This window comes from Acidobacteriota bacterium (genome assembly GCA_039683095.1).
GTDB lineage: Bacteria > Acidobacteriota > Aminicenantia > Aminicenantales > Saccharicenantaceae > RBG-16-66-30.
Genome location: JBDKSB010000002.1, coordinates 82,773 through 108,275, shown reverse-complemented (window position 1 = coordinate 108,275; position 25,503 = coordinate 82,773). Strand labels below are relative to the sequence as shown.

The window sequence follows — 25,503 nt, the reverse complement described above, 5'->3', positions numbered from 1 at the left end:
CCCGGTTCCATGGTATTTCCTTATCCCAGACCCGGGTTCAGGCCATTGAAAGAGATAGTTCGCTTCGGTGTCTCGCTGGAGAAGGACCTGCTCCGCCGGTTCGACGCCCTCGTCGCCGGCCGCGGCCTGGCCAGCCGGTCCGAGGCCTTCCGCGACCTGATCCGGGGAGCGCTGGTCGAGGAGGAATGGCGCGGCGACGGCGAGGTGGCCGGCGCCGTCACTCTCGTCTACGAACATCACCGCAAGGACCTAGTCGGGCGGCTAACGGACATCCAGCACGACGCCCATGACCTGATCCTGTCCACCCAGCATATCCATCTCGACCGGGACCTCTGCCTTGAGATCATCGCCGTCAGGGGCCGGGCCGGGGATGTCCGCCGGCTGTCCGAGTCCCTGCGCTCGGTCAAGGGCGTCCTCCAGGGAACGGTCAATATGGCCAGCACGGGCCGGAAGCTCCGCTGAGGCCGCCCGGGCGGGCGCTCATCCTTGACAGGCCCCGGGACCTGCCTTAGAATAGTGGTGCCACGAATAAGGAAAGAGGTGCTACTATGCCCCCGACCCGAACCGACCGGGCGGCCCGATGAGGGGCCGTCCCTCGGCGCGCGATCTCGCCTACTGCGGCCTGTTCGGCGCGGCGGCCCTTCTCCTGCCCGTGATCTTCCATCTCCTGCGGCTGGGCCACGTGTTTATGCCCATGTACCTGCCGCTCGTGACCTTGGCTTTTTTCGTGCGCCCGGGCGCCGCCGCGGCCACGGCCCTCGTCGTGCCGGTCCTGTCCGGCGTCCTGACCGGCATGCCCCCGCTCTATCCGCCCGTGGCCGGGCTCATGGCGCTCGAGCTGGCGGCCATGGCCGCGCTCATCTCGGCCATCGTGAGCCGGCGGCCCCGGGCCAACGAGCTGCTCGTCCTCGCTCCGGCGCTCCTCTTCGGCCGGGTCCTCTACGTCGGGCTGGCCTACGCGGTCTTCCTGGCGATCGGTCTTCCGGCGGCGTTCATGGCCGGCCTCTCGGTCCTGAGCGGCTGGCCCGGCCTCGTGCTGATGGTTATCGCCGTTCCGCCCCTGGCCAGGCTCCGGCGCGGCAGCGGGCCAGCCGTGTCTCCGGCCGGGGATGACGCCCGCAGGGCCTATTTCGATTCGATAGCGGACCGCTGGGACGGCTGGGAGGACCTGTCGGCGCTCGAGGCGCGTCTCGCTTCGGTACTAGAGGGCCTCGGGGTCGGGCCGGACGAAGCCGTGCTGGACGCGGGCTGCGGGACCGGCAACCTGACACTGGCCCTCCTGGCCCGGTTTTCCGAGGCCGGCCGGGTCGTGGCCGTGGACTTCTCGGCCCGGATGGTCGGGGAGGCGCGGAGCAAGGTCCGGGACCCGCGAGCCGATTGGCTGGTCGCCGACATCCGGCGGCTGCCCGTCCCGGCCGCCTCGTTCGACCGGGTCATCTGCTTCTCGGTATGGCCTCACATCGACGATCGCGACGCGGCCGCGGCCGAGATCCGCCGGGTCCTGAGGCCCGGCGGCCGTCTCCATGTCTGGCACCTGTCTTCGCGGGCCAGGATCAACGGCATCCACGCCGGGGCGGGCGGGGCCATCGGCCGCGACCTCCTGCCGCCGGCGCGCGAAACGGCCGAGCTGCTGAGCCGGCGCGGCTTCCGTCCGGAAACGGTCATAGACGGCGAAGACAATTACCTGGTCACGGCCGTCCGGGACGGCTTGGCGGGGGATTGAGCTGAAAGCGCGGCCGGAGCGCAGATGAGAGCGTTTTGGCACGAGCTGTGGGGTTCCGGCCGGGGACCGGTGTCCCGGCTCGCCCCGCAGAGCCGGATTGCCGCCGGCGCGATCCTATTTGCCGCCTGCCTGGCGGCTCCGTCGGGGCGCGGGGAGGGGATCGCGCTCAGCGCGGCCATAGCGGCCGGCTGGGCGGCCGGGTGCGGCATGCCCCGCAAGGCGCTCAGGTCGTTCGTCTTCCTGGGCCTGGCCGCCTTCCTGCCGTACTTCCTCCTGGCTCCTTTCCTCCTGTCTCCGCGGACGGCGGCCGCGGGCCCGGAGCGCCTGGCGGTCGCCCTGGCCGCTCCCTGGGATGCTTTTCTCCATGGGCTGGCCGGACTGTGCGTGGCTGCGGCGACGATGACCGCGCTCAGCGCCAGCGACCTGCGCCGCGGGCTTCTGGCTCTCCCTTTGCCTCGAGTCATTTCGGCCGTCCTCATCCAGATCGTCCAGCAGACGGGGACGTTGCTCGCCGAAACCGGGCGCATCGCCTCCGCCGTGGCCCTGCGGGGAGGCTCGGGCCGCGCTTCGGCCGGCTGGAGGGTGGCGGCCTCCCTGCCGCGCGTCTGGATGCCGAGGATCATCGGCCGCGCCGACCGCGTGGCTGCAGCCATGGAGCTCCGGGGCTATGCCGAAGCCGATCTGCGCATCCTGGGCCGGGGGAAGCTTCGGCCGGCCGACGTCGCGGCGCTGGCCGCGGCGATCGGGGTCCTGCTGCTGGCCGCGGGACTGCGCTGGGGCTGGATCGGATGAGCGGACGCAAGGCCCTCGTCTTCGACGGCGTGACGGTCCGATACGAGCCCTGCTCGCCGCCGGTCCTCGCAGGGCTGACGTTCGAGCTCGGGGAGGGCGAACGGGCGGCGCTCGTCGGGCTCAACGGCTCGGGCAAGACGACGCTCCTGATGGCCGCCGTCGGGCTGGTCGGGCACGAAGGGCTGATCCGGGTGGACGGGATCGCCCTCGGCCGCCGGACGACGGGGGAGGTCCGGCAGCGGGTCGGCTTCCTGTTCAACGTACCGGAGGACCAGATCCTCTTTCCCCTGGCGATCGAGGACGCCGCTTTCGGCCTCCTGCGGCGGGGCGAGGCGCGCGAGGCGTCCTACCGCCGGGCCGGAGAGATGCTCGGCGAGCTCGGCGCGGGCGGGCTGGCCCGACAGCCGGTCATGCATATGTCACACGGACAGAAGCAGCGGGTGGCCCTGGCCGGCGCGCTGGTCACCAGGCCGCCGCTCCTTCTTCTGGACGAGCCCACGGCCGGTCTCGATCCCGCCGGCCGCAAGGCTCTGGCCCTGCTTCTCAACGGTTTCGGGGCGGCCATGCTCGTGGCCACCCACGATCTGGATTTCGCCGGCCGCGTGTGTCGGCGCTACATAGTCCTCGATGGAGGGCGCATCGCCTACGACGGGGGAGATCCGTCGGCCGCCGGGCGGATCTGGGGACCGGACGCCTGACGGCTCAGGGCCGGCCTGATCCGCGGGCCTGGATGGCCTTCAGGGATTCGATCAGCTTGGAGGCCTCGCTCCGGTCCGGGTGATCGAGGCCCGGCCGCCGGTAATACTTGCGGATGAAGTTCGTCAGGTGCGTCGGCTCCCAGCCGAGCCGGCCGGCGAGCGATTTGATGAACATCTTCTGTTTCAGGGTCAGGCCGAAGGCGTTGGCCCGGAAATAATCGCTGCGGACGAAATAGCGCATGAGCTTGCGGAACCCGGCTTCGTCCAGGTCCCTGGCGCTGCGGACCCCGGCGATGAGCCAGAGGATGCGCCGGTAATCGCGATCGGCCAGGCCGAGCTCCTTCTTGACGACGTGGATGAGGGCCAGCTTCTTGGGGCTGATCCAACGGGACGCCGCCGGGATCTGGGTCTCGGGCCCGTCCGGAGGGGCCGGGGCCTTCACCGCCGGCGGCTTTCGAGTCGCCATCGTTCGATCCTTTTCAAGGCCTTGGCCAGGTCGACCCGGTCCTTGAAGAAATCCCGCCACGGGTCCCGCCGGCGGGCCGCCCGCTCGGGCACCGTCCGGATGTCGAAGGCCGCGGGGTCGAGGCGGGCGGTGACCTCCCGCCAATCGAGCGGCGTGGAAACGGTCGCGCCCGGCACCGGCCGCAGCGCGTATGGCGCGGCCATGGTCGCTCCCTTGCGGTTCTGCAGGTAATCCAGGTAGATGCGGCCCCGCCGCTTGCCCGGGCTGCGCTCCAGGCTGGTCAGGTCGGGATGCCGCCGGTTGACGACCAGGCAGATGAGCCGGGCCAGCTCGCGTGACTGGTTGTAGTCGAACCGGGGCAGGAGCGGGAGGTAGACGTGCAGGCCCGTGGCCCCGGAGGTCTTGCAGTAGGCCGGAAGCCCCATCTCGTCGAGGACCTCCTTGGCCGCCCGGACGGCCTCGACCGCGGCCTCGAACGAGGTTTCGAGCGGGTCGAAGTCCAGGACGACGTAGTCCGGCGCGTCGAGGTGAGGCAGGGACGAGCTCCAGACGTTGATCTCGATCGCGCCCAGATTGGCCTCGTAGAGCAGGGTGTCGCGGTTGTCGCAGACGAGATACCGGATGGGCCGGCCCCGGCTTTCGGAAGCGACCTCGACTGTCCGGACCCACGGCGGCGGGTCCTGGGTCAGGTTCTTCTGAAAGAAGCTCGGACCGGCGATGCCGTCCGGATGCCGGTTGAGGGCCTGGGGCCGGGCTTTCAGGTAGGGGAGGATCCGGTCGGCCATCGCGGCGTAATAATCGACCACGTCTCCCTTGGTGAAGCCTTCCCCGGGCCAAAAGACCTTGTCGAGATGGACGAGCTCGGCCCGGGTCCGGAGCGCCGCCGCCCGGCCGGGGGAGGGGCCCGGGGCGGCCTCTTCGCGCTCGACCCGGCGGGGGTCCTTGTCGTCACGCAGGCCCAGGAACGCGGGCTGCCGCAGGAGGCCTTCGGCCGTCCACTCGCCGAACTCGATCTCGGCGACGAGCCGCGGCCGGACCCAGGTGACGGGCTCGTTGGTCCGGGGCGGCGTGGCGAACGGCGAAGTCTTCGTGACGAGCGGTCGCAGCTTGGCGTCGAGGTCCTTCAGGGTCTCTTCGCTGAAACCCGTCCCGACATGCCCGATGCAGACGAAGTCCCGGCCGCGATAGACGCCGAGGACCAGGGCCCCGAAGTATCGCCGCGAGGCCCGGGGCCGGGTGAAACCGCCGATGACCGCTTCCTGCCGGCGGCGGGCCTTGATCTTGAGCCAGGACCGGGTCCGTTCGCCCGGCCGATAGGGGGCGGCCAGGTCCTTGGCCACGATGCCTTCGAGGCCGATCGCCGCCGCGGCCCGGAAAAAGTCCCGACCGCGGGCCTCGACCGCATCGCTCAAGCGCACGACCGGGGACGCCGGCAAGAACCTCGTCAGGACCTGCCGCCGGCGCTCGAGCGACAGGGGCCGCAGGTCGCGGCCGCCGACCTGGAGGATGTCGAAAACGTAGTAGCGCAGGCGGCCGTCGCCGGCGCGCTGGGCGCTCTGGAGGTCCTGGAAGGCCGGCCGGCCTCGGTCATCGACGGCCACGATCTCGCCATCGAGGACAACGTTCGACGGCGTTCCGGCGAGGGCGGCCGCGATCGCCGGGAAGCGCACGTCGAGCGGCTTGCCGTTCCGCGAGACCAGGCGGACCCGGCCGGCCTCGGTCACGGCCAGGGCCCGGAAGCCATCCCACTTGACCTCGAAGGACCAGCCCGGACGGTCGAAGGGCGCGTCGACGAGGGTCGCCAGCATGGGCTCGAGCGGGCCCGGGAACGGCCCTCGGGGCGCGTCGAAGAGGCCGAGGGCCTTGAGGGACGGGGGCCGTCCGGATCTTTTGCCCTTCAGGCCGGGTGGGTCGGCCTCCGTTGGCGCGCCGGCGTCGGGAGTCCGGGGGGCTTCTTTGCGCCTGAACAGCAGCCATTGGTTGTCTTTGGGGCCCCGGCCCTTCAGATGGATCAGGGTGAACGGTCCGGTGAGCTTCCGGCCGTGGAAGACGAGGTCGAGATGCCCCTTGGCCAGCCCGGCTTCGACGGCGGCCGGTCCGGTTTCGCCGCCCGGACCGGGGCCCGGCGCGTAGGTGCCTTTGTCCCAGATCTCGACCAGGCCGGCCCCGTACTCGCCTTCGGGAATACGGCCGTGGAAATCCTTGTAGGCCAGAGGGTGGTCCTCGACCTGGATGGCCAGGCGCTTGTCGCGGGGGTCCATGGACGGCCCCTTGGGCACCGCCCAGCTCTTCAGGACCCCGGCGTGCTCGAGGCGCAGGTCGTAGTGAAGATGGCGGGCCTGGTGCTTGTGGACGACGAACCGCAGGCGGCCGGACGGGCCGGGGCGTCCGGGCTTGGCAGGGGCGGGCTCCGGGGTTCGGGTTAAAGCCCGCTTGCGCGCGTACTCCTGGAGCGCCATCGCCTGCCGTCCTAGTGGCGCGTCGCCGCCAGGCTCTCTTTGAGCCGGGACATGATGTCCTCGACCTCGGTCTCTCGCGGCGCCTCTTCGACCCGGACGTGGACGGTCCGGCCCCGGGCCTTGGCGGCGATGATCTCCCGCAGGCGGGCCGCGTAGGTATCGGTGTAGGCCTCGGGCCGGAACTCGCCGGCGAATTTCTTGACCAGCTCGATGGCCAGCTCCATCTGCGCCTTGGGCGCCTCGACGCGGGCCGGAGGCAGGTCGAGGCCGGCCGAGGTGCGCAGCGAGGCGGCGAAACGGAGCTGGACGAGCAGGATGGCCCGGCCCTCGGGCTTGAGCATGACCAGGTGCTCGCGGTCCCGGAGGACGAAGAGACCGATGGCGACCTTCTTCGACTGGGCCATGGCGTCGCGGAACAGGGCGTAGGCCGTCTGGGCCTTGGGCTGCGGCTCCAGGTAGTAGGGCTTCTCGACGTACTTGGGATCGATCTCGGCCTCGTCGACGAAGGCCTCGATCTCGACGGCCGAGGACTTCCTGACGTCGGCTTTGCGGAAATCCTCGTCGGAGAGGACGACATAGTCGCCGTCGCGGTACTCGTAGCCCTTGACGATGTCTTCGAAGGGCACCTCCTCGCCTGTGGCCCGGCAGACCTTCTTATAGGCGATCGGGCAGAGGTCGTCCTTGCGCAGGTAGTTCATGCCGTGGATCTCGGGCTTGACGGCCGGGTAGAGGTTGACCGGAACGTTGACCAGGCCGAAGCTGACCAGGCCCCGCCACGACGGCCGGGGTCCGGCCGGAAGGTCGGCGGGCTTGGGCTTGGCCTTGCCAACGACGGAGGTTCGCGTCGTCTTCGCGGTTCTGACGGCTTGGGCCATGGCGTGCCTCTTTCGGGCGGCCTCAGCGAGCGACCTTGAAATTGAAATCCGACGAGCCGAGGGCCGCCCAGATCTTCAGCCAGACCATGATCATCATCTCCAGCCCGCGGGCCGCCGACAAGTCACCGAGATCGATGACCGTCTTCCAGCCGAACTCCTCCCGGAGGAGATGGGCGACCCGCTCGCGGGACTCGGCGTCGTTGCCGGCTACGAAAAGGTCGTGATCGCCGCCGGCCAGCCCCTTGGGGTTGGCCATGATGTGGGCCGCGACCGTGTTCAGGGCCTTGACGACCCTGAGGCCGGGGTGGGCCCGCTGGATCCTCTCGGCCAGGGAATCCGTGTTGACGACGAACAGCTCCATGGCGCCGCCTTCGTTCCAGGGGCCGAGGGCATTGGCCGCGTCGATCAGGATCTTGTCCCTTAGATCGGCCGGCCGGACCGTGGCCAGGGCTTCGAGCGAGGCGTGGCCGGCCGTGGCGTTAAAGAGCAGCTCGCCGTGGGCGGCGGCCGCGGCGAACGTCCCGAGGCGGACCTTCTTATGGGCCGCGAGCCAATCATGGAAGCTCGGCGCACCCTCATCGGCGGGCTCCTCCCCGAGCTTGCGCTGGACGTCGCGGGTCCCGATCATGACGTCGTGACCCCGGGTGGCGAGCCCGGCGGCCAGCGTCCGGCCGACATCTCCGGTTCCCAGGATGCCAATAAGCATGACGGACTCCTTCCAAGGGCATATCGAGGACGCCCCGAATGGGAATTGTCATCGAAAATAATTTAGCAAGATTCGTGCCAGCGCGGCGGCCGGATGTCCGCAAGTCCTTTGTAACGATAAGATAATAAAAAGGATACAGGCTAAAAGGTGCTATCTATAACAAAATAAATAAGATACAAAACGGGCCACAGGGGAGAGGCCGCCGGAAAAAGCGGCTTTGGGCAAAGGCCAGCTCGAATATTCCGTCCCGCGGGAAATCGCCATGAACCGAACGCCGGCATGTGTCTCAGGAACGGCTGGAGAGAAGCCGCCATCCGGCGGGATCCCGGGCAGAACGCGACGATCTTGGGCGCGAAGAGGTCGCGCGGATCGGTGCCGGGCTCTTGGACCGGACTTGGTCGGACCGAATATAAGGGAGGCAACTGCGGGAATCTCGATCCCGCCCAAATAGAATGCAGGCTGGGAGGGCCGGATATCCGCCGTCGGGAGGCGCGCCTAGAACACAGGAAAAGCCTGAGACGGCAACTGATGTGGCGTCGATCCGGGAGCGGAGGGCGGTTCACAAAAATCAGCGGTTAAGGGTATTGGACGATTGGCGCGCGCGCTTGGTCGCTTATATAGATGGCTTGAGGCGTCTATAGGGCGCGCCAAGAAGCAAAAGCCAGCCAAATTAACGCCGGATTTCCACAGTTGCACCGACCTTGGGCAGCACGATATCCACAGGATGTGGAGATCCGGATGTCAAAGATAAGGCTGGATATAAGCGAGGCCGTCATAGTGAGTCGCATAATGTATATTATGTCAACTAACATCGGGAAGCGAAACGAGCCGCCCCGGGCGGCAATCAGAATGGGTTCAGTCCTCAATCCTTGACGGCCGGGTTTTCGTCCTTTTTCCGGATCTGCTCGATGATCTCCTGCAGGACGGAGATGATCTCCTGCTTCGAGATCGTCTGCTTCTTGAATTCCAGGCGCAGCCGGAACCGGTCGGTGTCTTCCGGGACGAAATTGTAGACGTAATACTTGATCTTCTTCGTCTTGCCCTTCAGGTACTTGGCCAGGTCGCGCGTGTCTTCTCGGGTCAGCCGCCGCTCGGCGATGTCGTGGGCGAACTTGACCATGTCATCCTCGGCCTTGAGCTTGGCGATCTCGATGATCGTCGAGCGGCTGAAGCCTCCGGCCTCGTGGATTATGTCCCTGGCGCTCTGCGGTATGCGGGCGATCGACAGTATCTCGGTGATGGTCGAACGGGCCTTGCCTATCTTTTCGGAGATCTGCTCGTGGTTGTAGCCGTGGATATCGGCCAGGGCCTGCAGGCCGTCGGCCTCCTCGAAGATATCCAGGTCCTTGCGCTGGAGGTTCTCGATGAGGGCGATCTCCATGGCTTCGGCGTCCTCGACCTCGAGATCGATGCAGGGCAGCTCCTTAAGGCCGATATTCCGGGAGGCCATGAAGCGCCGCTCGCCGGCGATGATCTCGAAGCGGCTGCCCTTGGCCCGGACCAGGATGGGCTCGAGGATGCCCTTGGTGCGAATGGAATCCTGGAGTTCTTCGATATTGCCGAGCTCGCAGCGAGCCTGGTGAGGGTTCGGGTCGATCTTCTCGACCGGGATCATGCGGATCCTGGGCCCGAGCGAGCGGGCCGAGATCAGATCGACGAAATGGCCGTCATGCTTCATCGCCACGGACATGGGAAGACCCGATTTCTTAGATTTTTGCACGGCTCATCAGCTCCTCGGCGACTTTCCGGTATTGTTCCGCCCCGATCGACTCGGGCGCATAAGTGAAGATAGATTCCTTATAAGCGGGGCTCTCTTCGAGCTTGACGCTCTTCGAAACAAAGGTCTTGAAAAGCTTGTTGCCGAACACGTTCTTGATGCGCTCGACGACGTCGCGGGCCAGGTTGGTCCTCTTGTCGTAAAGGGTGATGACCACGCCCATGACCTTCAGATGCGGATTGGCGATCCGCTTGACCTTCTCGATCGTCTCCAGGAGGTCGTCCGTGCCTTCCAGGCAGAGATAGGAGGACTGGATCGGGATGAGGATGAAATTGGCCGCGACCAGGGCGTTGAGCGTGATCAGGCCAAGGGTGGGCGGGGTGTCGATGAAAACGTATTGGTAGCGGCCCCGGACCTGCTCGAGCGCGTCCTTGAGACGGTAGTGGGCGTCGAATTCGCCGCTTAAAGAAGGCTCGAGCTTGGCCATGGAGATCTTGGTGATGGCCACGTCGAGCCCGGGAATGGTCGAGCGGACGATGATGTCCTCGAACTTTTCATTCTTGTTCATGAGAACATCAAAAAGGGACTTCTCATGCTTTCCGGGATCGGGCACGAGCGAGATGGTGCTGTGGGCCTGGGGATCCATGTCTATGACCAGGACCTTCTTCCCCATCAAAGCGATGGCCGCGGCCACGTTGATCGTCGTCGTGGTCTTGCCGACGCCGCCCTTCTGGTTTGTTATAGCGATGATCAAGAGCTATCTCCCTCCAAGGCCAGCCAACTGGTCAGAGAGGGTTTTATAGCCCAGGCCTGGCTAAAAAGCAACAGGATAATTCAAACTCTTCAATTTGAACGCACTAGGCTATGGAGACGGAGACTGGGCGCGTCGGCCGGAATGTCGGCGTGCCGACAATCTCCTTAACCGGTTTATTATCACATATATACAAAATCGGCCCGAAGCGTCGGCCCGATGACAACGGCGGTTTACGGGAGAATGGATACGAAATGTTGCGGTCAATGTGGCGTGCCATCATGTCCCGCTGATCAAAGGGGAATGAAAATGTCGGCATGCCGACATATCAACTCCTTCCTATTCTTCTCGCGATTTCAGATGATCCCTATTTTCGAACTCAGCATTGGCCCGTCAAAGTCAGTTCGGGGGAACGATGATGATCCCTGGGGTAAGCCGGTCCCCTGCTGTTTGCCGAAAAATATGGGATGCCGACTCCTTGGAGCGACCGGGTGGAATCACGGCTCCCCGAGGAGCGCCCCAGGCGGGGGTGCAAAAATTCAAACTCGTCGAAAAAGGGAAATGATCGGCGGTGGGGGTGGCTCGGAATTGGATTGCTTCCGATGAGTTGCTCTCCCCGTTCGGTCCGGCCGGCAAACGCATTCGTCCATCAATGGAAGACGTTGATTATAAAAGAATTACGGATAATTTTGTATATTATTGATAACAATATAGATACGCATAATAGGGAGGGCTAGCGAGTCTGATCGGGGCCGATCCGCCGGATCCTCTTGACGGGCGGGCGGATTCGCATAGAATGAGGCGGACGGCGATGGCTCAAGAAAGCCCGACGGAGCAGGGATTCCTCAGGAAGCTGGGGCTCGCCGACACGGTCTTCCTGGTGATCGGGGCCGTTCTCGGGTCGGGCATCTACATGACCCCCGGGATCATCGCCGCCGGCCTCCCGTCTCCGGGCCTTCTCCTGGTCGTCTGGCTTCTTGGCGGACTGATCACGCTCTGCGGCGCGCTGTCGTTCGCCGAGCTCGGAGCCATGTATCCCCAGGCGGGCGGCCAATTCATCTATCTCCGCGAGGCCTATGGGCCGGCCGCCGCGTTCCTCTTCGGCTGGGCCTTCTTCGGGTTCATCATGTGCGGCGGGCTGGCCGCCCTGGCCGTGGGCTTCGCGGAATTCCTGGGGTGCTTCCTTCCGTCCCTCTCGACGGGCCATGTCCTCCTGCGGCTGGGCATCTTCGGTCTGCCCTTCAGCCTGTCGGCGGGCCAGGTCGTGGCGGCCCTGGCTATCCTGGTCCTGACCATGGTCAATACCTTCGGCATCCGTTCCGGCGCCATCGTCCAGAACGCCCTGGCCATGCTCCGCCTGGCTACGGTCGCGGCGCTGGTAGTCCTGGGCCTTCTTGTCGGGCGGAAGGCCGGGGCGGCGAACTTCCACCCGCTCTTCGCTCCCGGCCGATCGTTCCCCGGGATCCTTCAGCCGCTCGGGCTGGCCCTGGTCGCCGTGTTCTGGACTTACGACGGCTGGTACTCGGTCAACTGCACGGCCGGCGAGATCCGCGATCCGGAAAAGAACATCCCCCGGGGCCTCATCCTGGGCGTCTTCTCCGTCACCGCGATCTACGTCGCCGTCAACTTCGTCTACCTCCTGGCCCTGCCGCTCGACCGGCTCCAGGGCATCGTCCGGGTCGGCGAGCGGGTCGCTTCGGCCCTGTTCGGGGGCGGCGGCGCGGCGCTCTTCGCGGCCCTGGTCACGGTCTCGATCTTCGGCTGCCTCGACGCCAACATCCTGTTCGGTCCGCGGGTGTTCTACGCCATGGCCCGGGACGGCCATTTCTTCCGGGCCATGGGGCGGCTCGGCCGGCGGAGCCGGGTCCCGACGGGGGCCCTGTGGGGACAGGCCCTCTGGTCGGCCGTCCTCTGCCTCTCCGGGACCTACCAATCGCTCTATGAGTACATGGTCTTTGCCCTTCTGCTCTTCTTCGCCGCCACCGGCCTGGCCGTCTTCGTCCTGCGGCGTAAGGCGCCCGGCCTGGAGCGCCCCTACAAGGCCTGGGGCTACCCGGCCGTGCCGGTCATCTTCATCGTCATGTCGCTTGCGGTCTTCGCCAGCATCGTCGCCGGCCAGCCCTGGAAATCGCTGGCCGGGGCGGGTCTCCTGGCCGCCGGACTTCCCGTCTACCTCGTCTGGAAGCGACGGACGGGCCCCCCTTCCTCGCCCGCATAAGAAAATGATTCTCCCCGACGTCCTTTTCGTTTAAGATGGGGCCGCGGAGCACCAGTCGGACGATGGCCGAAACTTCCTTCACCGTCGAGATCATGCCGGACGGGACCAAGGTCCGGGCCCGGGCCGGCGAGGTCCTGTCCGACGTGCTGGTCCGGGCCGGCGTGCCGCTGAGCCTGTACTGCCGCGGCCGGGGCGTCTGCGGCAAGTGCGCCGTCCGCGTCCTCAGCGGGCCCCTCCCCTTTCCGGACGCCCGCGAGGCCGCCCTCCTCCAGGAGCGCGGTCTGGGGCCCGATCATCGGCTGGCCTGCCTCTATGCCGTCCGCGGCCATGTTGCCGTGGAGACCCTGCCCGGCTCGAGGCTGGAGAAGATCGCCGTTCTCGATTCCGGCCCGCCGACGGCGGCCTATGTCGACCCGGCCGTCAAGAGGCTCTCGCTCGTCCTCGAAAAGCCGTCCCTTCAGGCCCCGACCGCCGTCGCCGACGCGCTCCGGGCCCGGCTGTCGTCGCCCGGGCTCGTTCTGCCCCTGGCGGCGCTGTCGAAGCTCGGCGGAACGACGCTCGGCCCGTCCCGGCCTGTCGCGGCCGTTCTCTACGACGACCGAGAGGTCCTCGACATCGAGCCCGGCGAGGCCGGCCGGGAGCTCTACGGCCTGGCCATCGACCTGGGGACGACCACCCTGGCCCTCGAGCTCGTCGACCTGCGCACGGGCAAGGCGGCCGACCGGGTCTCGGCGGTCAACGCCCAGGCTTCCTACGGCGCGGACGTCGTCTCCCGCATCACCTTCGCCTTCGAGAATCCCGACAACCTCCGTCGCCTGCGGACCGCCGCCGTCCAGCTCCTGAACGACCTCGTCGGCACGATGTGCCGACGCGCCGGCGTCCCACGCCACCAGATCTACGACGCCGTCGTCGCCGGCAACACGGCCATGAACCACATCCTCTGCGGCGTGGCCGTCGATTCGCTGGCCCTGGCCCCGTTCAACGCCGTCTTCTCGACCCTGCCGCCCCTGGCCGCGGCCGAGATCGGGCTGGCCCTCCATCCGCAGGCCCGGGTTTACGTCGCGCCCAACATCGGGAGCTTCGTCGGCGGCGACATCACGGCCGGCCTGGCGGCCTCGGACTTCGCCTCGATGCCGGGCCACGCCCTGTTCATCGACCTGGGGACCAACGGCGAGATCGTGCTCAAGAAAGGAACCGAGTTCGCGGCCGCGTCGACGGCGGCCGGGCCGGCCTTCGAAGGCATGACCATCGGCTGCGGCATGCTGGCGGTCCCCGGGGCCATCCACCGGGCCGAATGGCGGAACGGCCTCAAGTTCCGGACGATCGACGACCTGCCGCCGCAGGGCGTCTGCGGCACCGGCCTTATCGACATCCTGGCCATAGCCCTGGCCCGCGGCCTCGTCGGCCGCGACGGCCGCATCCTGGGGCCCGAGAAGCGCCTCCGTCTGACCGACCGGCTGTCCCTGACCCAGCAGGACGTCCGCGACATACAGCTGGCCGTCGGCGCGGTCCGCAGCGGGGTCAGGCTCATGCTTCGCGAGTTACGGCTGAAGGCGGCCGACCTCGGCCGCGTCCTGGTCGCCGGGGCCTTCGGCAGCTCTCTCGACGTCGCCAACGCCGTGGCCCTGGGCCTCCTGCCTGACGTGCCGCTCGAGAAGATCGCCTTCATCGGGAACTCGTCCTTGGCCGGGGCGCGCCTTTTGCTCGTCTCCCGCGCGGCCCGGACGGCCGCCGAGGCCCTCTCGGCCAGGGTCGCCCATGTTTCCCTGGCCAGCCGGCCGGAGTTCCAGGACGAGTTCGTCCGGGCGCTCGAATTCGACCGCTATCCAAAGGATGACCAATGACCAGCAGCAGCCCGCTCCTCGATCTCGCCGAGACCAGACCCGTCCTCTTCGACGGCGCCATGGGCACCGAGCTCATGACCCGCGGCCTGGCCCCGGGCGCGCCGCCCGAGCTCTGGAACGCCGACAGGCCGGAGGTCGTCCGGGCCGTCCATGCCGCCTATTTCGCGGCCGGGTCCGACGTCGTCTTGACCAACAGTTTCGGCGGCACCCCGCTCAAGCTGGCGGCCCACGGGCTGGAAGCCAGGGCTTTCGAGCTGAACCGGGCCGCGGCCCGGATCGCCCGCGAAGCCGCGCCGGCCGGCCGGTTCGTCGCCGGCAGCCTGGGCCCGACCGGCCGCTTCCTGGCGCCCCAGGGCCCCGCGACCGAGGAAGAGCTGGCGGCCGCCTACGCGGAACAGGCCCGGGCCCTGGCCGCCGGCGGCGTGGACGTCTTCCTGATCGAGACCCAATACGACCTGCGCGAGGCCCTGGCCGCCGTCCGCGGCGTTCGCGGCGTCTCGGCGCTTCCCGTGTTCGTGACCATGACCCTCGGCGCCTTTCGCCGGGGCTATTTCACGCTGATGGGCGACGGGGCCGGGCGATGCGCCGCGGCCCTGGGCGAGGCCGGCGCCGCCGCGGTCGGGGCCAACTGCACGCTGACGAGCGAGCAGATGGTCGGCTGCGTCAAGGCCCTGCGGGGCGCGACCGGGCTGCCGATCATCGCCCAGGCCAACGCCGGACAGCCGGTCGCCCGTCCGGACGGGACGGTGGCCTATGAGCTGACCGTCGAGGAGTACGTCCGCTTCGTGCCGGGGATCATCGAGGCCGGGGCCCGGTTCGTCGGCGGCTGCTGCGGCACGACGCCGGCCCATATCCGGGCCATGGCCAGGTTCGTCCGCGGGGAGGAAAAAGCATGACCGGGACCGGGATCTATGCCAGGATGAGCGAGGCCATCGTCGCCGGGGACCGGGCCGCCGCCCGGGCCCTGGCCGAGGAGGCCGTGAGCTCGGGGCTCGACCTCCCCGAGGTCGTGGAGCAGGGCTATGTGCCGGGCCTCCAGCAGGTCGGCCGGCTCTGGGAGGAGGGGGAATACTTCCTGCCGGAGCTCATCACCAGCGCCGAGGCCATGAAGGCGGCCATGGCCGTCCTCGAGCCGGCCCTGAACCGGCGGGACGCGGGCGCGCGCCGGGGCGGCAAGGTCGTCATCGGCACCGTTGAGGGCGATATCCACGACATCGGCAAGAACCTCGTCGCCTCGATGCTTCAGGCCGGCGGCTTCGAGGTCTTCGATCTCGGGGCCGACGTCAAGCTCGAGCGCTTCGTCGAGAAGGCCGAAGAGGTCGGGGCCGGGCTGATCTGCCTGTCCGCCCTGCTGACGACGACGATGATGGCCCAGCGGCGGTTCATCGGCCTGCTGCTGGACCTGGGCCTGCGCGGCAACTACCGGGTCCTCGTCGGCGGCGCGCCGGCCAGCCGGCGGTGGGCCGAGGAGATCGGCGCCGACGGCTATGCCGAGAACGCGGTGGCCGCGGTCAAGCTGGCCAAGTCCCTGACCGGCCTCGCCTGAGGCCCTCGTACCCCCCCGGGCGGGTCCGCCGGGGCCTGAAAGGATGCGCTGATGATCGAGACACGCAGGCCGAAATTGGAGCTCCTGTCGCGGGAATTCGTCGAGCGGATCGTCGACGAAGGGCTGACCCTGCTCGAGCGTTGCGGCGTCCTGGTCGAGAACGACGAGGCCCGCGGCCTTCTCACCGGCGCCGGGGCCGGGGTCGATCCCGTTACGGGGATGGTCCGCATCGGCCGAAAGATGGTCGAGGCGGCGCTGGCCGCGGCCCCGCCGGTCATCACGCTGTACGACCGGGCCGGCGGGCGCGCCTACAAGGTCGGCGGGGACGAGGTCCATTTCGACCCGGGCTCGGCCGGCGTTGCCCTCCTCGACCACGCCACCCAGACCGAGCGCAAGGCCTCGACGGCCGACGTGGCCGCGTTCATCAAGCTTGCCGAGACGCTCGAGCACATCCATTTCCAGAGCACGTGCCTGATCGCCGCCGACGTCCCGGCCCAGGTCGCCGACGCCTTCCGGCTCTGCCTCGGCCTCGCCCTGTCCGAGAAGCCGTTCGTCACCGGGACCTTCCGCGTCGAGGGCTTCGGGCCCATGAAGGACCTCCTGGCCGCCGTCCGGGGAGGCGAGGCCGGCCTGCGGGCCAGGCCGCTGGCCATCTTCGACGCCTGCCCCTCCCCTCCCCTCAAGTGGAGCAACCTGACGGCCCAGAGCCTCGTCGACGCGGCCCGGGCCGGGATCCCCTCCGAGCTCATCTCCATGGGCATGACCGGCGCGACCTCGCCGACGACCATCGCCGGCACCCTGGTCCAGCACGTGGCCGAGAGCCTGTCCGGCGTCGTCATCGTCCAGCTCGCGGCGCCGGGAGCCCCGGTCATCTTCGGCGGCTCGCCCTCGAGCTTCGACATGCGCAAGGGCACGACCCCGATGGGCGCGATGGAGACGATGATGATCGACGTCGGCTACGCCCAGATCGGCAAGTTCCTGAAGCTGCCGACGCACGCCTACATGGCCCTGAGCGACGCCAAGGTCAACGACGCCCAGGCCGGCTTCGAGACGGGCCTGGGCGCGGTCCTGGCAGCCCTGGCCGGCATCAACGTCGTCTCCGGCCCGGGGATGCTCGATTTCGAGAGCTCGATGAGCCTGGAGAAGCTGGTCATCGACGACGGCCTGTGCGCGATGGCCTATCGCCTGATCGAGGGCATCGCCCAGCGGGACGACCCGATCGCCCTGGGCCTATTCGAAGGCTTCAAGCCCGGGCAGTCCTTCCTGGCCCACCCGCATACCCGGCAATGGTACCGGAAGGAGCACCTGCCGGCCGGTCTCGTCGACCGCGATCCCTACGAGGCCTGGGTCGCCGCCGGCCGGACGACCATCGTCGACAAGGCCCATGCCGAAGTCGCCCGCCGCCTGGAGAGCTACGCGCCCCGGCCGCTGGCCGCGAGCCTGCGGCGGGACCTTGACGGGATCATGGCCGCCTACGCCCGCTCGTCGGGCGTTCCGGCGCCGTCCCTGCCCCAGGCCTGATCCGGCGCCGGAAGGTCCGGGCCGTCAGTCCAGGTCCCAGACCTCGAGATATTCCGGGACCTCGACCGTCCAGCCCCGCTCCCGGCGCTCCCTCTCGGCGAAATCCGCGGCCACGTCCGCGTCCCCGTGGGTGACGAAGAGCCGGCGGGGCGGGCTCTTGAAGCCGTCCAGCCAGCGGTCGAGGCCAAGGCGGTCGGCGTGGGCGGAGAGTCCGCTGATCCTGGCGACGCGCGCCCGGACCGGCATGGTCCGGCCCAGGATGCGGATCTCCGGCGCGCCTTCGAGGATGTGCCGGCCCAGCGTCTCGTGGGCCTGGTAGCCGACGAACAGGATGGTCGATTCCGGCCGGACGATGTTCAGGGCGACGTGGTACTTGATGCGGCCGCCGGTGATCATGCCCGAGCCGGCCATGATGACGACCGGCCCCCGGGCGTCGTTGATGGACTTGGACTCCTCGGGCGTGCGGACAATGGTCAGCCCGGGGAACTTGAAGGGGTTCCGGCCGGAAGCGAAGAGCTGGCGGGCCTCGTCGTCGAAGAACTCGTTGTGGCGCTCGAAAGCCTCCGTCACCTCCCGGCCCATCGGGCTGTCGAGGTAGACGCGAAGCGGCGGGATGGCCTGCTCGTAGACCAGCCGGCTGAGGTGGAACATCAGGTCCTGGGCCCGCTCGATGGCGAAGGTCGGGATGACGACGTTGCCGCCGGCCGCGGCCGTCTCCTTGATGATCGCGGCCAGGAGGCCGTCCACCCGGCCGGGGTCCTCGTGCTCCCGGTCGCCGTAGGTCGATTCCATGACCACGTAGTCGGCCCGCTCGAAGAGCGAGGGATCGCGGACGAACGGCATGTTCCACTGGCCGATATCGCCGGAGAAGACGATCGTCCGCGGCTGGCCGCCCTCCCGGACGGTCAGCTCGATCATGGCCGAGCCGAGGATGTGGCCGGCGTCCCGGAAGCGGACCGAGACGGCCTCGCCGAGATCGAGAGGCGATTCGTAGGCCACCTCCTCGACCATGGGCATCGTCGCCTGGACATCCTGGGTCGTGTACAGGGGGACGACCGGATGGTCCACCGTCCGGCCCTCGCGCTCGTGCCGGCGCTTCTTATAGGCCGCGTCCTCTTCCTGGATGTCCGCGGAGTCCATCAGGGCGATCGAGAGGATGTCCGCCGTCGCGGCGGTCGTCAGGATGGCGCCGGAGAACCCGTCGCGGACCAGGCGCGGGATGAGCCCGCTGTGGTCCAGGTGGGCGTGGGTCAGGAGGAGGACGTCGATCGCCCGAGGCTCGACCGGGAACGGGCCCCAGTTGCGGTCGAGGAGCGGCCTCTCCTGATAGAGCCCGCAATCGACCAGGATGCGGAGGCCTCCGGCCTCGACGAAATAGGAGGACCCGGTCACCTGCCGGGCGGCTCCCAGGAACGACAGCTTCATGATGCCTCTCTTCCCTTTCAGTAGGGGTGCGATCGGTAGAATTCCGCCTGGGCGGCGACGAAGAGCGTCCGGATCCAGATCCGGAAGACGACGTAGATCTGCATCCAGAAGAAGCCCAGGACGACCGGGACGGTGGCCGGGGCGCCGAGGGGCTTCAGGACGGCATAGAAAACGGCCGAGCCGGCCACGGTGCCGAGAACGATCAGCAGGTACAGGGCCCAGGCCTTGAAGAACCGCGTCCTGAGGAAAGTCAGGGCGTGGCGCAGGGCCCTGAAGACCCGGCGCTCCTCGTCGGCGGCCGCCGCGATGCGCGCGTAATCGACGATCATGTGGACGATGGAGAGGAACAGCAGGGCGACGAGGAAATGGAGGTTCGACAGGATGAGCGGCAGCCATTCCGTGACCGCCCCCGCCTTGATGGGCTCGAGCAGGGCGGAGACGAGCCGCAGCACGACGGCGAAGGTCAGGGCGTAGAAAACGAGGGAGAGCAGGAACAGGCGGACGTATCTCCAGAACAGGCGGCCGCAATCCGCGGCGAAGGCGGCGAGCGAGTCCGGCCCCTCGCGGTCCAGGAGGCGGCCGACGATGCCGCCGTTGAGGAAGATGTGAAGGACAAGGTAGAGGATGCCGACGACGACGGATCCGGCGACCAGGGCCGGGAAGGCCTCCTGGTGGGCCAGCACGGCCTCCCCCAGCCACATCAGGTCGACCGGCCGGACGCTCAGGCCGAGCAGCGAGTGGCCGAGCTCTTTCTGGACGATGAACAGGAAGGGGACGGCCGCGGCCAGGGCGAAAAGGATGTTGACGGCGTAGAGGATGACCGGCAGGCGCGGCTTCCGGAAGGTCGTGCCCATGCCGCCGGCGATGGCCTTGAAGATGCCCATTGGTCCCTCCTCAGCTCCACGATCCGAAGAAGTGGAGGAAGCACTGCACGCCGAACAGAAGCTGGCTCATCAGCTTGACGACGTTGCGGCGGAGCCCGTCGGTCGAACGGCTGTTGTTGGCCAGGTTCTCGTCGATGAGCCAGATGCCCCGGGGATCGACCTGGGCGCTGACGGCCTTGGCCGGCTTGACGAACTCCAGGCGCGTCCAGCGCGCCTGGCCGTCCCATGTCCGCGTCTCGGAGGACCCGTCGGCGAACCGGACCAGGACCTCGACCCGGGCGTCCCCGCCGAGCCGGGCTTCCCCGTAGCGCCTCAGGACGACCGTGCTCCGGAAGAGGCGGGGCGGGGCGCCGCCCTCCGGGGCCTTGGTCGCGGCGGCCCCGAGCTTCTCGATCCGGCCGTCCGTCCACTCCTGCCGGGACCCGTTCTCTTCGAAGACCCCGCGCGCGTGGGCCGGGACCTCGACCGAGGAGATCTCCCCGACCCCGTAATCGAAGGCCAGGGTGCCCTCGAGGAATTCGTCGAAGAACCAGGTCATGTCCCGGCCGGAAACCTCGTTGACGACGGCGACGAAATCGGCCTTGACCGGGTGCCTGAAGCGGCAGCGCATGTGATAGGTCCGCATGATCCTCGACCAGGACGGCTCGCCCACCAGCCCCTCGAGCGTATCGAGGCAGGTGGCCGCGCGGGCATAGACGTTGGCCGAGTAGCTGCCGCCGTTGTAGAACTTCCAGGACCAGGCGGTCACCGGGTCGAAGCGCACGGTCTGGATGGCGGCCGTCCGGTTGAGCTCGAAGTCGAACGTCTTGGGGATCCGGAGGACCGCGGCGAGCGGGATGCCCTTGAAGTTGAAAGGCAGGGCGCTGGGTCCGTAGACCCGGGCCAGGACCCGGCCGGTGGAATAGGTGTTGAAGCCTTCGTCGAGCCAGGCCGATTCGAACTCGTTGTTGGCGGCGAGCCCGTACCAATAGCCGTGCCCGAACTCGTGGACGATGACGCCCTCGGGAGAGAGCTCGTCCCGGCTGGTCAGGACCCGGGTGCCCGCCGTGAACAGGGTCGGATACTCCATGCCGCCGCTCCCGGTCCGGAAGGGCGGGTCGACCATGGTCACCGTCTCGTACGGATAGGGCCCGTACCAGAGGCCGTAGTACTTGATGGCCGCCCGGAGGGCCCGGAAGTGACGCTCGACCTGGGCCTTGTGCTCCGGCGCGATGAGCAGGATCATCCTGACGTCGGGCAGCCGGACCTCCTCGACGGGCAGGCCGAGCAGCGCGGCCGTCTCCTCGTATTCTTTCGGGGTCACTTCCCGGTCGGCGACGAAGTCCCGCTCGATCTTGAGGTAGCGGGGATCGGCCATCCAGGCGAAGTCGTGGACCATGGCCTGGCGGTACGTCGTCGTGGTCGTGCCGGCCGATTCGTCCGTCCGCGTCTCTCCGGCCTTGCCCGACGAGCCGACGGCGAACCCCTTGGGGACGGTGATGTGGACGACGAAATCGGCGAAATCGGCGAAGAACTCGGAGTTCTGATGGTAGGCGTGGCAGTTCCAGCCCTTGCCTTCCTCGTAGACGCCGGGCTTTGGGAACCACTGGCCGATGAAGAACGAATTCTTGTAGTACCCCGACCGGGCGACCGTCCGCGGGATCTTGCTCCGGAACTCGATCCTCAGGCGCGCGCTTTCCCCCGGCCGGACCGGCGCCGGGAGGAGGACCCGGGCCACGGTCTGGTCGCCTTCCGTCCCCGGGCCGTCCGGCGTGACGTAGGCGAAAGAGGGCCTGAGGTCGGAGCCGTCCGCGAGGCGGATGTCGGTGATATCTATCCAGCCCCACTCCCCGTCTTTCGGCGAGGTGCCGCGGCTGAACGCGCTCTCGGCCGCGGCCTCGCGCAGGAAGGCGCTGTCGTCGTTCTTGAAAGCGTTCCAATAGAGGTGGAGGAGCAGGTCGGGGACCGTGTCCCTGGTCGGGTTGGTCCAGACGATCTCCTCCTTGCCCAGGAGCATCTTGCCGGCCGCGTCGAGCTCGACCCAGATCTCGTAGCGCAGGCCGGGCGAGCCCGGGGCCGGAGCGGCCGGCGGCTGCGCGGCCGAGAAAGCAGGCAGGCCGGCGAGCGCGGCGGCCGCGATCAGGCAGGCTGACAGTATCCGGTTCTTCATGGCGGCTCCCCCTGGTCGTGCGTTCAGCCCTTCAGCCATTCTTCCCAGGCGCCCAGCCGGGGAAAATTGATGAAGGTCAGGGCTAGAGAGACGAACAGGAATTTATAGAAATCGGAGGCGCCGCCTCCGACCAGGAACAGCCCGAGGCCGAGGATGGCCGGGACCTCCCCCAGAAGCAAGGTGACGAGTGAAGCGTTCCGGAGCCGGCGCAAGGCGGCCGGGAGGTCTTCCGCGCCGCGCCGGCGGAAGAGGCGGGGCCGCAGGACGAGGATGACCAGGATGACGGCCGCGGCGGCGCCGAAGACGGCCAGCCGCAGGGGCTGGGTCAGGGCGGCGGCGGCGAAGCCCCGGAACGGCTTGAGGACCGCCCGCAGGACCTCGACCAGCCCGAGGTAGAGGACCAGGCTCATGAGGATGCCCGCCCCGGCCATGGTGGCGGGCCTGAGATATGTCCACAGCTCTTCTCGAGGTTCCATTTCGATCTCCTTCGGCCGGCCGCGCGGCCGCTTCCCCCGGATTATAGGGGATTCCCCGGTCCCAAGGGAAGGGTTTTGTCTCCGGGACGTCAATCGACGTAGAGGAGGAAGCCCTTCAGGTAGGCCGTCTCCGGATGATAGACGTTGACCGGGTGGTCGAATGCCTGGCGGTGCTTCTGGAGGATGCGCACCCGCCGGCCGGCTTCGTGGGCAGCCTGGAACACGACCTGCTGGAAAAGGCCTTCATCGACGAAATGGGAGCACGAGAAGGTCAGGACCAGGCCCGGGGTCCGGACGCGCTGGAGCGCCAGCCGGTTGATGTCCTTGTAGCCGCGGCAGGCCGGCACGACGTCCGTCCTCTTCTTGGCGAAGGCCGGCGGGTCGAGGATGATGAAATCGTGGTCCAGGGCCGGCTCGCGCAGGAACTCGAAGACGTCCTTGGCGAAGAAGGCCCCCGCGCCGGACGGCAGGCCGTTGAGCTCGAAGTTCTCCTGGGCCAGGGCCAGGGCCGGCGCGGACGTGTCGACGGAGTCGGCCCGGACGGCCCCGCCGAGCAGGGCGCAGACCGAGAACGAGCCGGTGTAGGCGAAAGCGTTGAGGACGCGCCGGCCGGCCGCGCACTCCCGGACGAGCCGGCGGGATTCGCGCTGGTCCAGATAGAACCCCGTCTTCTGCCCTTGAGCCAAGCCGACCCGGAAGGACACGCCGTTCTCGAGGATGCGCACGCTCTCGACCGGCTCGCCGGCGAGGGTCCCTTCGGCGTCCTCCAGGCCTTCTTCCCGGCGGGCGGGCAGGTCCGACTTCTCGAGGATCGCCCGCGGCTTCAGGGCCCGGGCCAGGAACTCGAGGACGAGCGGCTTGAGCTTCTCCATGCCCAGCGTGGCGATCTGGAGGACGAGGACGTCGTCGTAGAGATCGGCGATGAGCCCCGGCAGGCCGTCGCCTTCGGCGTTGACGAGGCGGCGGGCGTTGGTCACGGCCGGATCGAAGAAGGCGGCCCGCAGGGCCAGGGCGCGCTCGAGGCCGCGGCGGACCGCGGCTTCGGGGGCTTCCTCGCCGAACGAGATCATCCGCCCGGTGATCGAGCTCTTGCGGTTGAAATAGCCGTGCCCCAGCAGCTCGCCCCTGGCGTCGCGGACCGGGAGGATGGCGCCGTCCTCGAAGTCCGGCAGGTCGCGGATGGCGCCCGAGAAGATCCAGTGATGACGGTTCCGGACGGCCTTGTCCCGCCCGGGCTTGAGAACGACGGCGGTCATTCGGGGTCTCCTTCCCTTCTCAGCCCGGGCGGCGGCTCGCCCCGCCCCGCCAGGAGGCGAACGACCGGGCGGTCCGGCTTCGAGAAAAGGCTCTCGTCCAGATCGCCGGGCGCGAGCCAGGCGATCCGGTCGTGATCGGTCAGCCGGAGGTCGTCGGACAGGAGCTCGGTCCGGAAGACGACGAGCTCGAAGCTCTTGAGCGGGCCGCTGAACGGGACCGTGCAGAGGTGCGCCCCGGCCCTGGAATCGACCCCGAGCTCCTCGGCCAGCTCGCGTTCCAGGCCCCGCCGGGGGTCCTCTCCTTCCTCGAGCTTGCCTCCGGGGAACTCCCACAGCCCTTCGGCGATGAGGCCCTTCCGGCGCCGGGCCACGAGGATCTTGCCGTCGCGCTCGACCACCGCCGCGGTCACGACCTTCCTGGCTTCGCTGTCCGTCGCTTTCATCGTTCGTTGTTCCGCCTCATATTAATTCACCAACGAGAACTTGGCAACATCGTCCGCTCCAGGGAATTTTCCGGCGACCCGCCGCCTGGACTTATGCTAGAATCGAAGGATGAAAGTCGCTTTCCTCGCCTCCGAAGCCATCCCTTACGCCAAAACGGGCGGCCTGGCCGACGTGGCCGGCGCCCTGCCCAAGTTCCTGGCCGGCCTCGGCGCCGAGGTCCGGGTCTTCATGCCCCTCTATCGGGAAGTGCGCCGGAAGAACCTGCCGCTCGAGCCCCTTTGCGCGCCCGCGGCGCCCGGGACGGGCGGCGGCCGCCCGACCTGCGGCGTCTTCACCCACCGCGCGAGCGGCGTCACCTTCTGCTTCATCGACCGCCCCGAGTATTTCGACCGGGACGGCCTGTACGGCACCCCGGCCGGCGACTACCCCGACAACGGCGAGCGGTTCGCCTTCTTTTGCCGGACGGCCCTCGAGGCCATGAAAGCCGTCGGCTTCGCCCCCGACATCATCCACGGGCATGACTGGCAATCGGCCCTGACGTTTGCCTATCTCCGGACGGCCTTCGCCGGCGACGCCTTCTTCGCCCGGACGAGGACGCTCTTCACCGTCCATAACCTCGCCTACCAGGGCCTGTTCGAGCCCGATCTCCTCGGGCGCATCGGCCTGCCGGCCTCGCTCTTCAACATGCACGACCTCGAGTTTCACGGCAAGGTCAACGCGCTCAAGGCCGGCATCCTCTATGCCACGGCGGTGACCACCGTCAGCCCCCGCTACAGCCGGGAGATCCAGACCCCGGAGTTCGGCTGCGGCCTCGACGGCCTCCTCCGGGCGCGCTCCGGCGTCCTCCATGGCATCCTCAACGGGGTCGATTACACGGACTGGGACCCGGCCACGGACCGGCTCATCCCCCATCGCTACACGCCCGCGGACCTGGCCGGCAAGCGGGCCTGCCGCGAGGCGCTCGTCCGGGAATTCGGGCTCAAGGCCCCGGCCGACCTGCCCGTCGCCGGCATGGTCACGCGCCTGGCCGGGCAGAAGGGCCTCGACATCGTCTGCGACGCGCTCGACGATCTCCTCGGCCTGGGGCTGACCCTGGTCATCCTGGGCACGGGCGACCAGAAGATCCAGGATTTCCTGCTGGCGGCCGGCAAGAAGGTCCCGGGCCGGATCGGGCTCAAGATCGCTTTCGACGAGCGGCTGGCCCACGCGATCTACGCCGGGAGCGACGTCTTCCTCATCCCCTCGCGCTACGAGCCGTGCGGGCTGACCCAGATGTACGCCATGAAGTACGGCACGGTCCCCGTCGTCCGGGCCACGGGCGGGCTCGACGACAGCGTCCAGGAGTTCGACGCCCGGACGGGCGGCGGCAACGGCTTCAAGTTCGAGGCGGCCGAGGCCGGACCGCTCATCGGGACGGCGCGCCGGGCCGTCGCCGCCTTCAGGAAGCCGGACGAATGGCGGGCCCTGGTCGCGAACGCGATGGCCGCGGATTTCTCCTGGAACCGTTCGGCGGCCGCCTACCTCGCCCTCTACGAGAAGATCGCCGCCTGACC

General features: G+C 68.2%; 22 protein-coding genes. 10 read left to right on the top strand and 12 right to left on the bottom strand.

Annotated elements, in window-relative coordinates:
- Positions 1-45: 45 nt before the first annotated feature.
- The 4 genes from nikR (at position 46) to ABFD52_03245 (ending at position 3,213) form a co-directional block, all read left to right on the top strand.
- The gene (gene nikR, locus ABFD52_03260) at positions 46-462 is read left to right on the top strand and encodes a nickel-responsive transcriptional regulator NikR (protein MEN6559779.1); all 417 of its coding nucleotides are present in this window, start codon (positions 46-48) and stop codon (positions 460-462) included.
- 118 nt (positions 463-580) lie between these two features.
- On the top strand, positions 581-1,723 hold the full coding sequence (locus tag ABFD52_03255; GenBank protein ID MEN6559778.1) for a class I SAM-dependent methyltransferase: 1,143 nt from the start codon (positions 581-583) through the stop codon (positions 1,721-1,723).
- Positions 1,724-1,747: 24 nt separating this feature from the next.
- Positions 1,748-2,515 (top strand): energy-coupling factor transporter transmembrane component T, encoded by a 768-nt coding sequence (locus tag ABFD52_03250; GenBank protein ID MEN6559777.1) that lies wholly within the window; start codon positions 1,748-1,750, stop codon positions 2,513-2,515.
- The gene (locus tag ABFD52_03245) at positions 2,512-3,213 is read left to right on the top strand and encodes an ABC transporter ATP-binding protein (protein ID MEN6559776.1); all 702 of its coding nucleotides are present in this window, start codon (positions 2,512-2,514) and stop codon (positions 3,211-3,213) included. The genes ABFD52_03250 and ABFD52_03245 overlap by 4 nt, the downstream gene beginning before the upstream one ends.
- Before the next feature lie 4 nt (positions 3,214-3,217).
- Here the strand turns inward: ABFD52_03245 and ABFD52_03240 are convergent, their stop codons facing one another.
- From ABFD52_03240 to ABFD52_03215, 6 genes are all read right to left on the bottom strand, one after another.
- Positions 3,218-3,679 carry a phage protein GemA/Gp16 family protein gene (locus ABFD52_03240; protein ID MEN6559775.1) on the bottom strand — a complete coding sequence of 154 codons (462 nt, stop codon included), beginning with the start codon at positions 3,677-3,679 and terminating at the stop codon, positions 3,218-3,220.
- Positions 3,652-6,138, bottom strand: coding sequence for a DNA ligase D (ligD, locus tag ABFD52_03235; GenBank protein MEN6559774.1), 2,487 nt, complete (start codon positions 6,136-6,138; stop codon positions 3,652-3,654). The genes ABFD52_03240 and ligD overlap by 28 nt, the downstream gene beginning before the upstream one ends.
- An 11-nt stretch (positions 6,139-6,149) precedes the next feature.
- Positions 6,150-7,013: a Ku protein gene (locus ABFD52_03230; protein MEN6559773.1), complete on the bottom strand. Its 864-nt coding sequence runs from the start codon at positions 7,011-7,013 to the stop codon at positions 6,150-6,152.
- Positions 7,014-7,035: 22 nt separating this feature from the next.
- Positions 7,036-7,719 carry an NAD(P)-binding domain-containing protein gene (locus ABFD52_03225; protein ID MEN6559772.1) on the bottom strand — a complete coding sequence of 228 codons (684 nt, stop codon included), beginning with the start codon at positions 7,717-7,719 and terminating at the stop codon, positions 7,036-7,038.
- A gap of 862 nt (positions 7,720-8,581) precedes the next feature.
- Positions 8,582-9,409, bottom strand: coding sequence for a ParB/RepB/Spo0J family partition protein (locus ABFD52_03220; GenBank protein MEN6559771.1), 828 nt, complete (start codon positions 9,407-9,409; stop codon positions 8,582-8,584).
- Positions 9,410-9,425: 16 nt separating this feature from the next.
- On the bottom strand, positions 9,426-10,190 hold the full coding sequence (locus ABFD52_03215; protein MEN6559770.1) for a ParA family protein: 765 nt from the start codon (positions 10,188-10,190) through the stop codon (positions 9,426-9,428).
- Positions 10,191-10,998: 808 nt separating this feature from the next.
- Here ABFD52_03215 and ABFD52_03210 point away from each other — a divergent pair.
- From ABFD52_03210 to ABFD52_03190, 5 genes are all read left to right on the top strand, one after another.
- On the top strand, positions 10,999-12,405 hold the full coding sequence (locus ABFD52_03210; GenBank protein ID MEN6559769.1) for an amino acid permease: 1,407 nt from the start codon (positions 10,999-11,001) through the stop codon (positions 12,403-12,405).
- Positions 12,406-12,467: 62 nt separating this feature from the next.
- Positions 12,468-14,249: an ASKHA domain-containing protein gene (locus tag ABFD52_03205; GenBank protein MEN6559768.1), complete on the top strand. Its 1,782-nt coding sequence runs from the start codon at positions 12,468-12,470 to the stop codon at positions 14,247-14,249.
- Positions 14,246-15,145: a homocysteine S-methyltransferase family protein gene (locus ABFD52_03200; protein ID MEN6559767.1), complete on the top strand. Its 900-nt coding sequence runs from the start codon at positions 14,246-14,248 to the stop codon at positions 15,143-15,145. The genes ABFD52_03205 and ABFD52_03200 overlap by 4 nt, the downstream gene beginning before the upstream one ends.
- Positions 15,142-15,795 (top strand): corrinoid protein, encoded by a 654-nt coding sequence (locus ABFD52_03195; GenBank protein MEN6559766.1) that lies wholly within the window; start codon positions 15,142-15,144, stop codon positions 15,793-15,795. The genes ABFD52_03200 and ABFD52_03195 overlap by 4 nt, the downstream gene beginning before the upstream one ends.
- Before the next feature lie 51 nt (positions 15,796-15,846).
- The gene (locus ABFD52_03190) at positions 15,847-17,316 is read left to right on the top strand and encodes a trimethylamine methyltransferase family protein (protein ID MEN6559765.1); all 1,470 of its coding nucleotides are present in this window, start codon (positions 15,847-15,849) and stop codon (positions 17,314-17,316) included.
- A gap of 24 nt (positions 17,317-17,340) precedes the next feature.
- Here the strand turns inward: ABFD52_03190 and ABFD52_03185 are convergent, their stop codons facing one another.
- The 6 genes from ABFD52_03185 to ABFD52_03160 form a co-directional block, all read right to left on the bottom strand.
- The gene (locus tag ABFD52_03185; protein ID MEN6559764.1) at positions 17,341-18,741 is read right to left on the bottom strand and encodes an MBL fold metallo-hydrolase; all 1,401 of its coding nucleotides are present in this window, start codon (positions 18,739-18,741) and stop codon (positions 17,341-17,343) included.
- 17 nt (positions 18,742-18,758) lie between these two features.
- Positions 18,759-19,625: a hypothetical protein gene (locus tag ABFD52_03180; protein MEN6559763.1), complete on the bottom strand. Its 867-nt coding sequence runs from the start codon at positions 19,623-19,625 to the stop codon at positions 18,759-18,761.
- 10 nt (positions 19,626-19,635) lie between these two features.
- A complete protein-coding gene (locus ABFD52_03175; GenBank protein MEN6559762.1) occupies positions 19,636-21,774 on the bottom strand; it encodes a M1 family metallopeptidase in 2,139 nt (712 codons plus the stop codon).
- A 23-nt stretch (positions 21,775-21,797) separates the two neighbouring features.
- Positions 21,798-22,250 (bottom strand): hypothetical protein, encoded by a 453-nt coding sequence (locus tag ABFD52_03170; protein MEN6559761.1) that lies wholly within the window; start codon positions 22,248-22,250, stop codon positions 21,798-21,800.
- A gap of 89 nt (positions 22,251-22,339) precedes the next feature.
- Positions 22,340-23,506: a class I SAM-dependent rRNA methyltransferase gene (locus tag ABFD52_03165; GenBank protein MEN6559760.1), complete on the bottom strand. Its 1,167-nt coding sequence runs from the start codon at positions 23,504-23,506 to the stop codon at positions 22,340-22,342.
- Positions 23,503-23,949: a (deoxy)nucleoside triphosphate pyrophosphohydrolase gene (locus ABFD52_03160; GenBank protein MEN6559759.1), complete on the bottom strand. Its 447-nt coding sequence runs from the start codon at positions 23,947-23,949 to the stop codon at positions 23,503-23,505. Before ABFD52_03160 ends, ABFD52_03165 begins: the two co-directional genes overlap by 4 nt.
- A 109-nt stretch (positions 23,950-24,058) precedes the next feature.
- Here ABFD52_03160 and glgA point away from each other — a divergent pair, with 109 nt between their 5' ends.
- Positions 24,059-25,501: a glycogen synthase GlgA gene (gene glgA, locus ABFD52_03155; protein ID MEN6559758.1), complete on the top strand. Its 1,443-nt coding sequence runs from the start codon at positions 24,059-24,061 to the stop codon at positions 25,499-25,501.
- Positions 25,502-25,503: the final 2 nt, after the last annotated feature.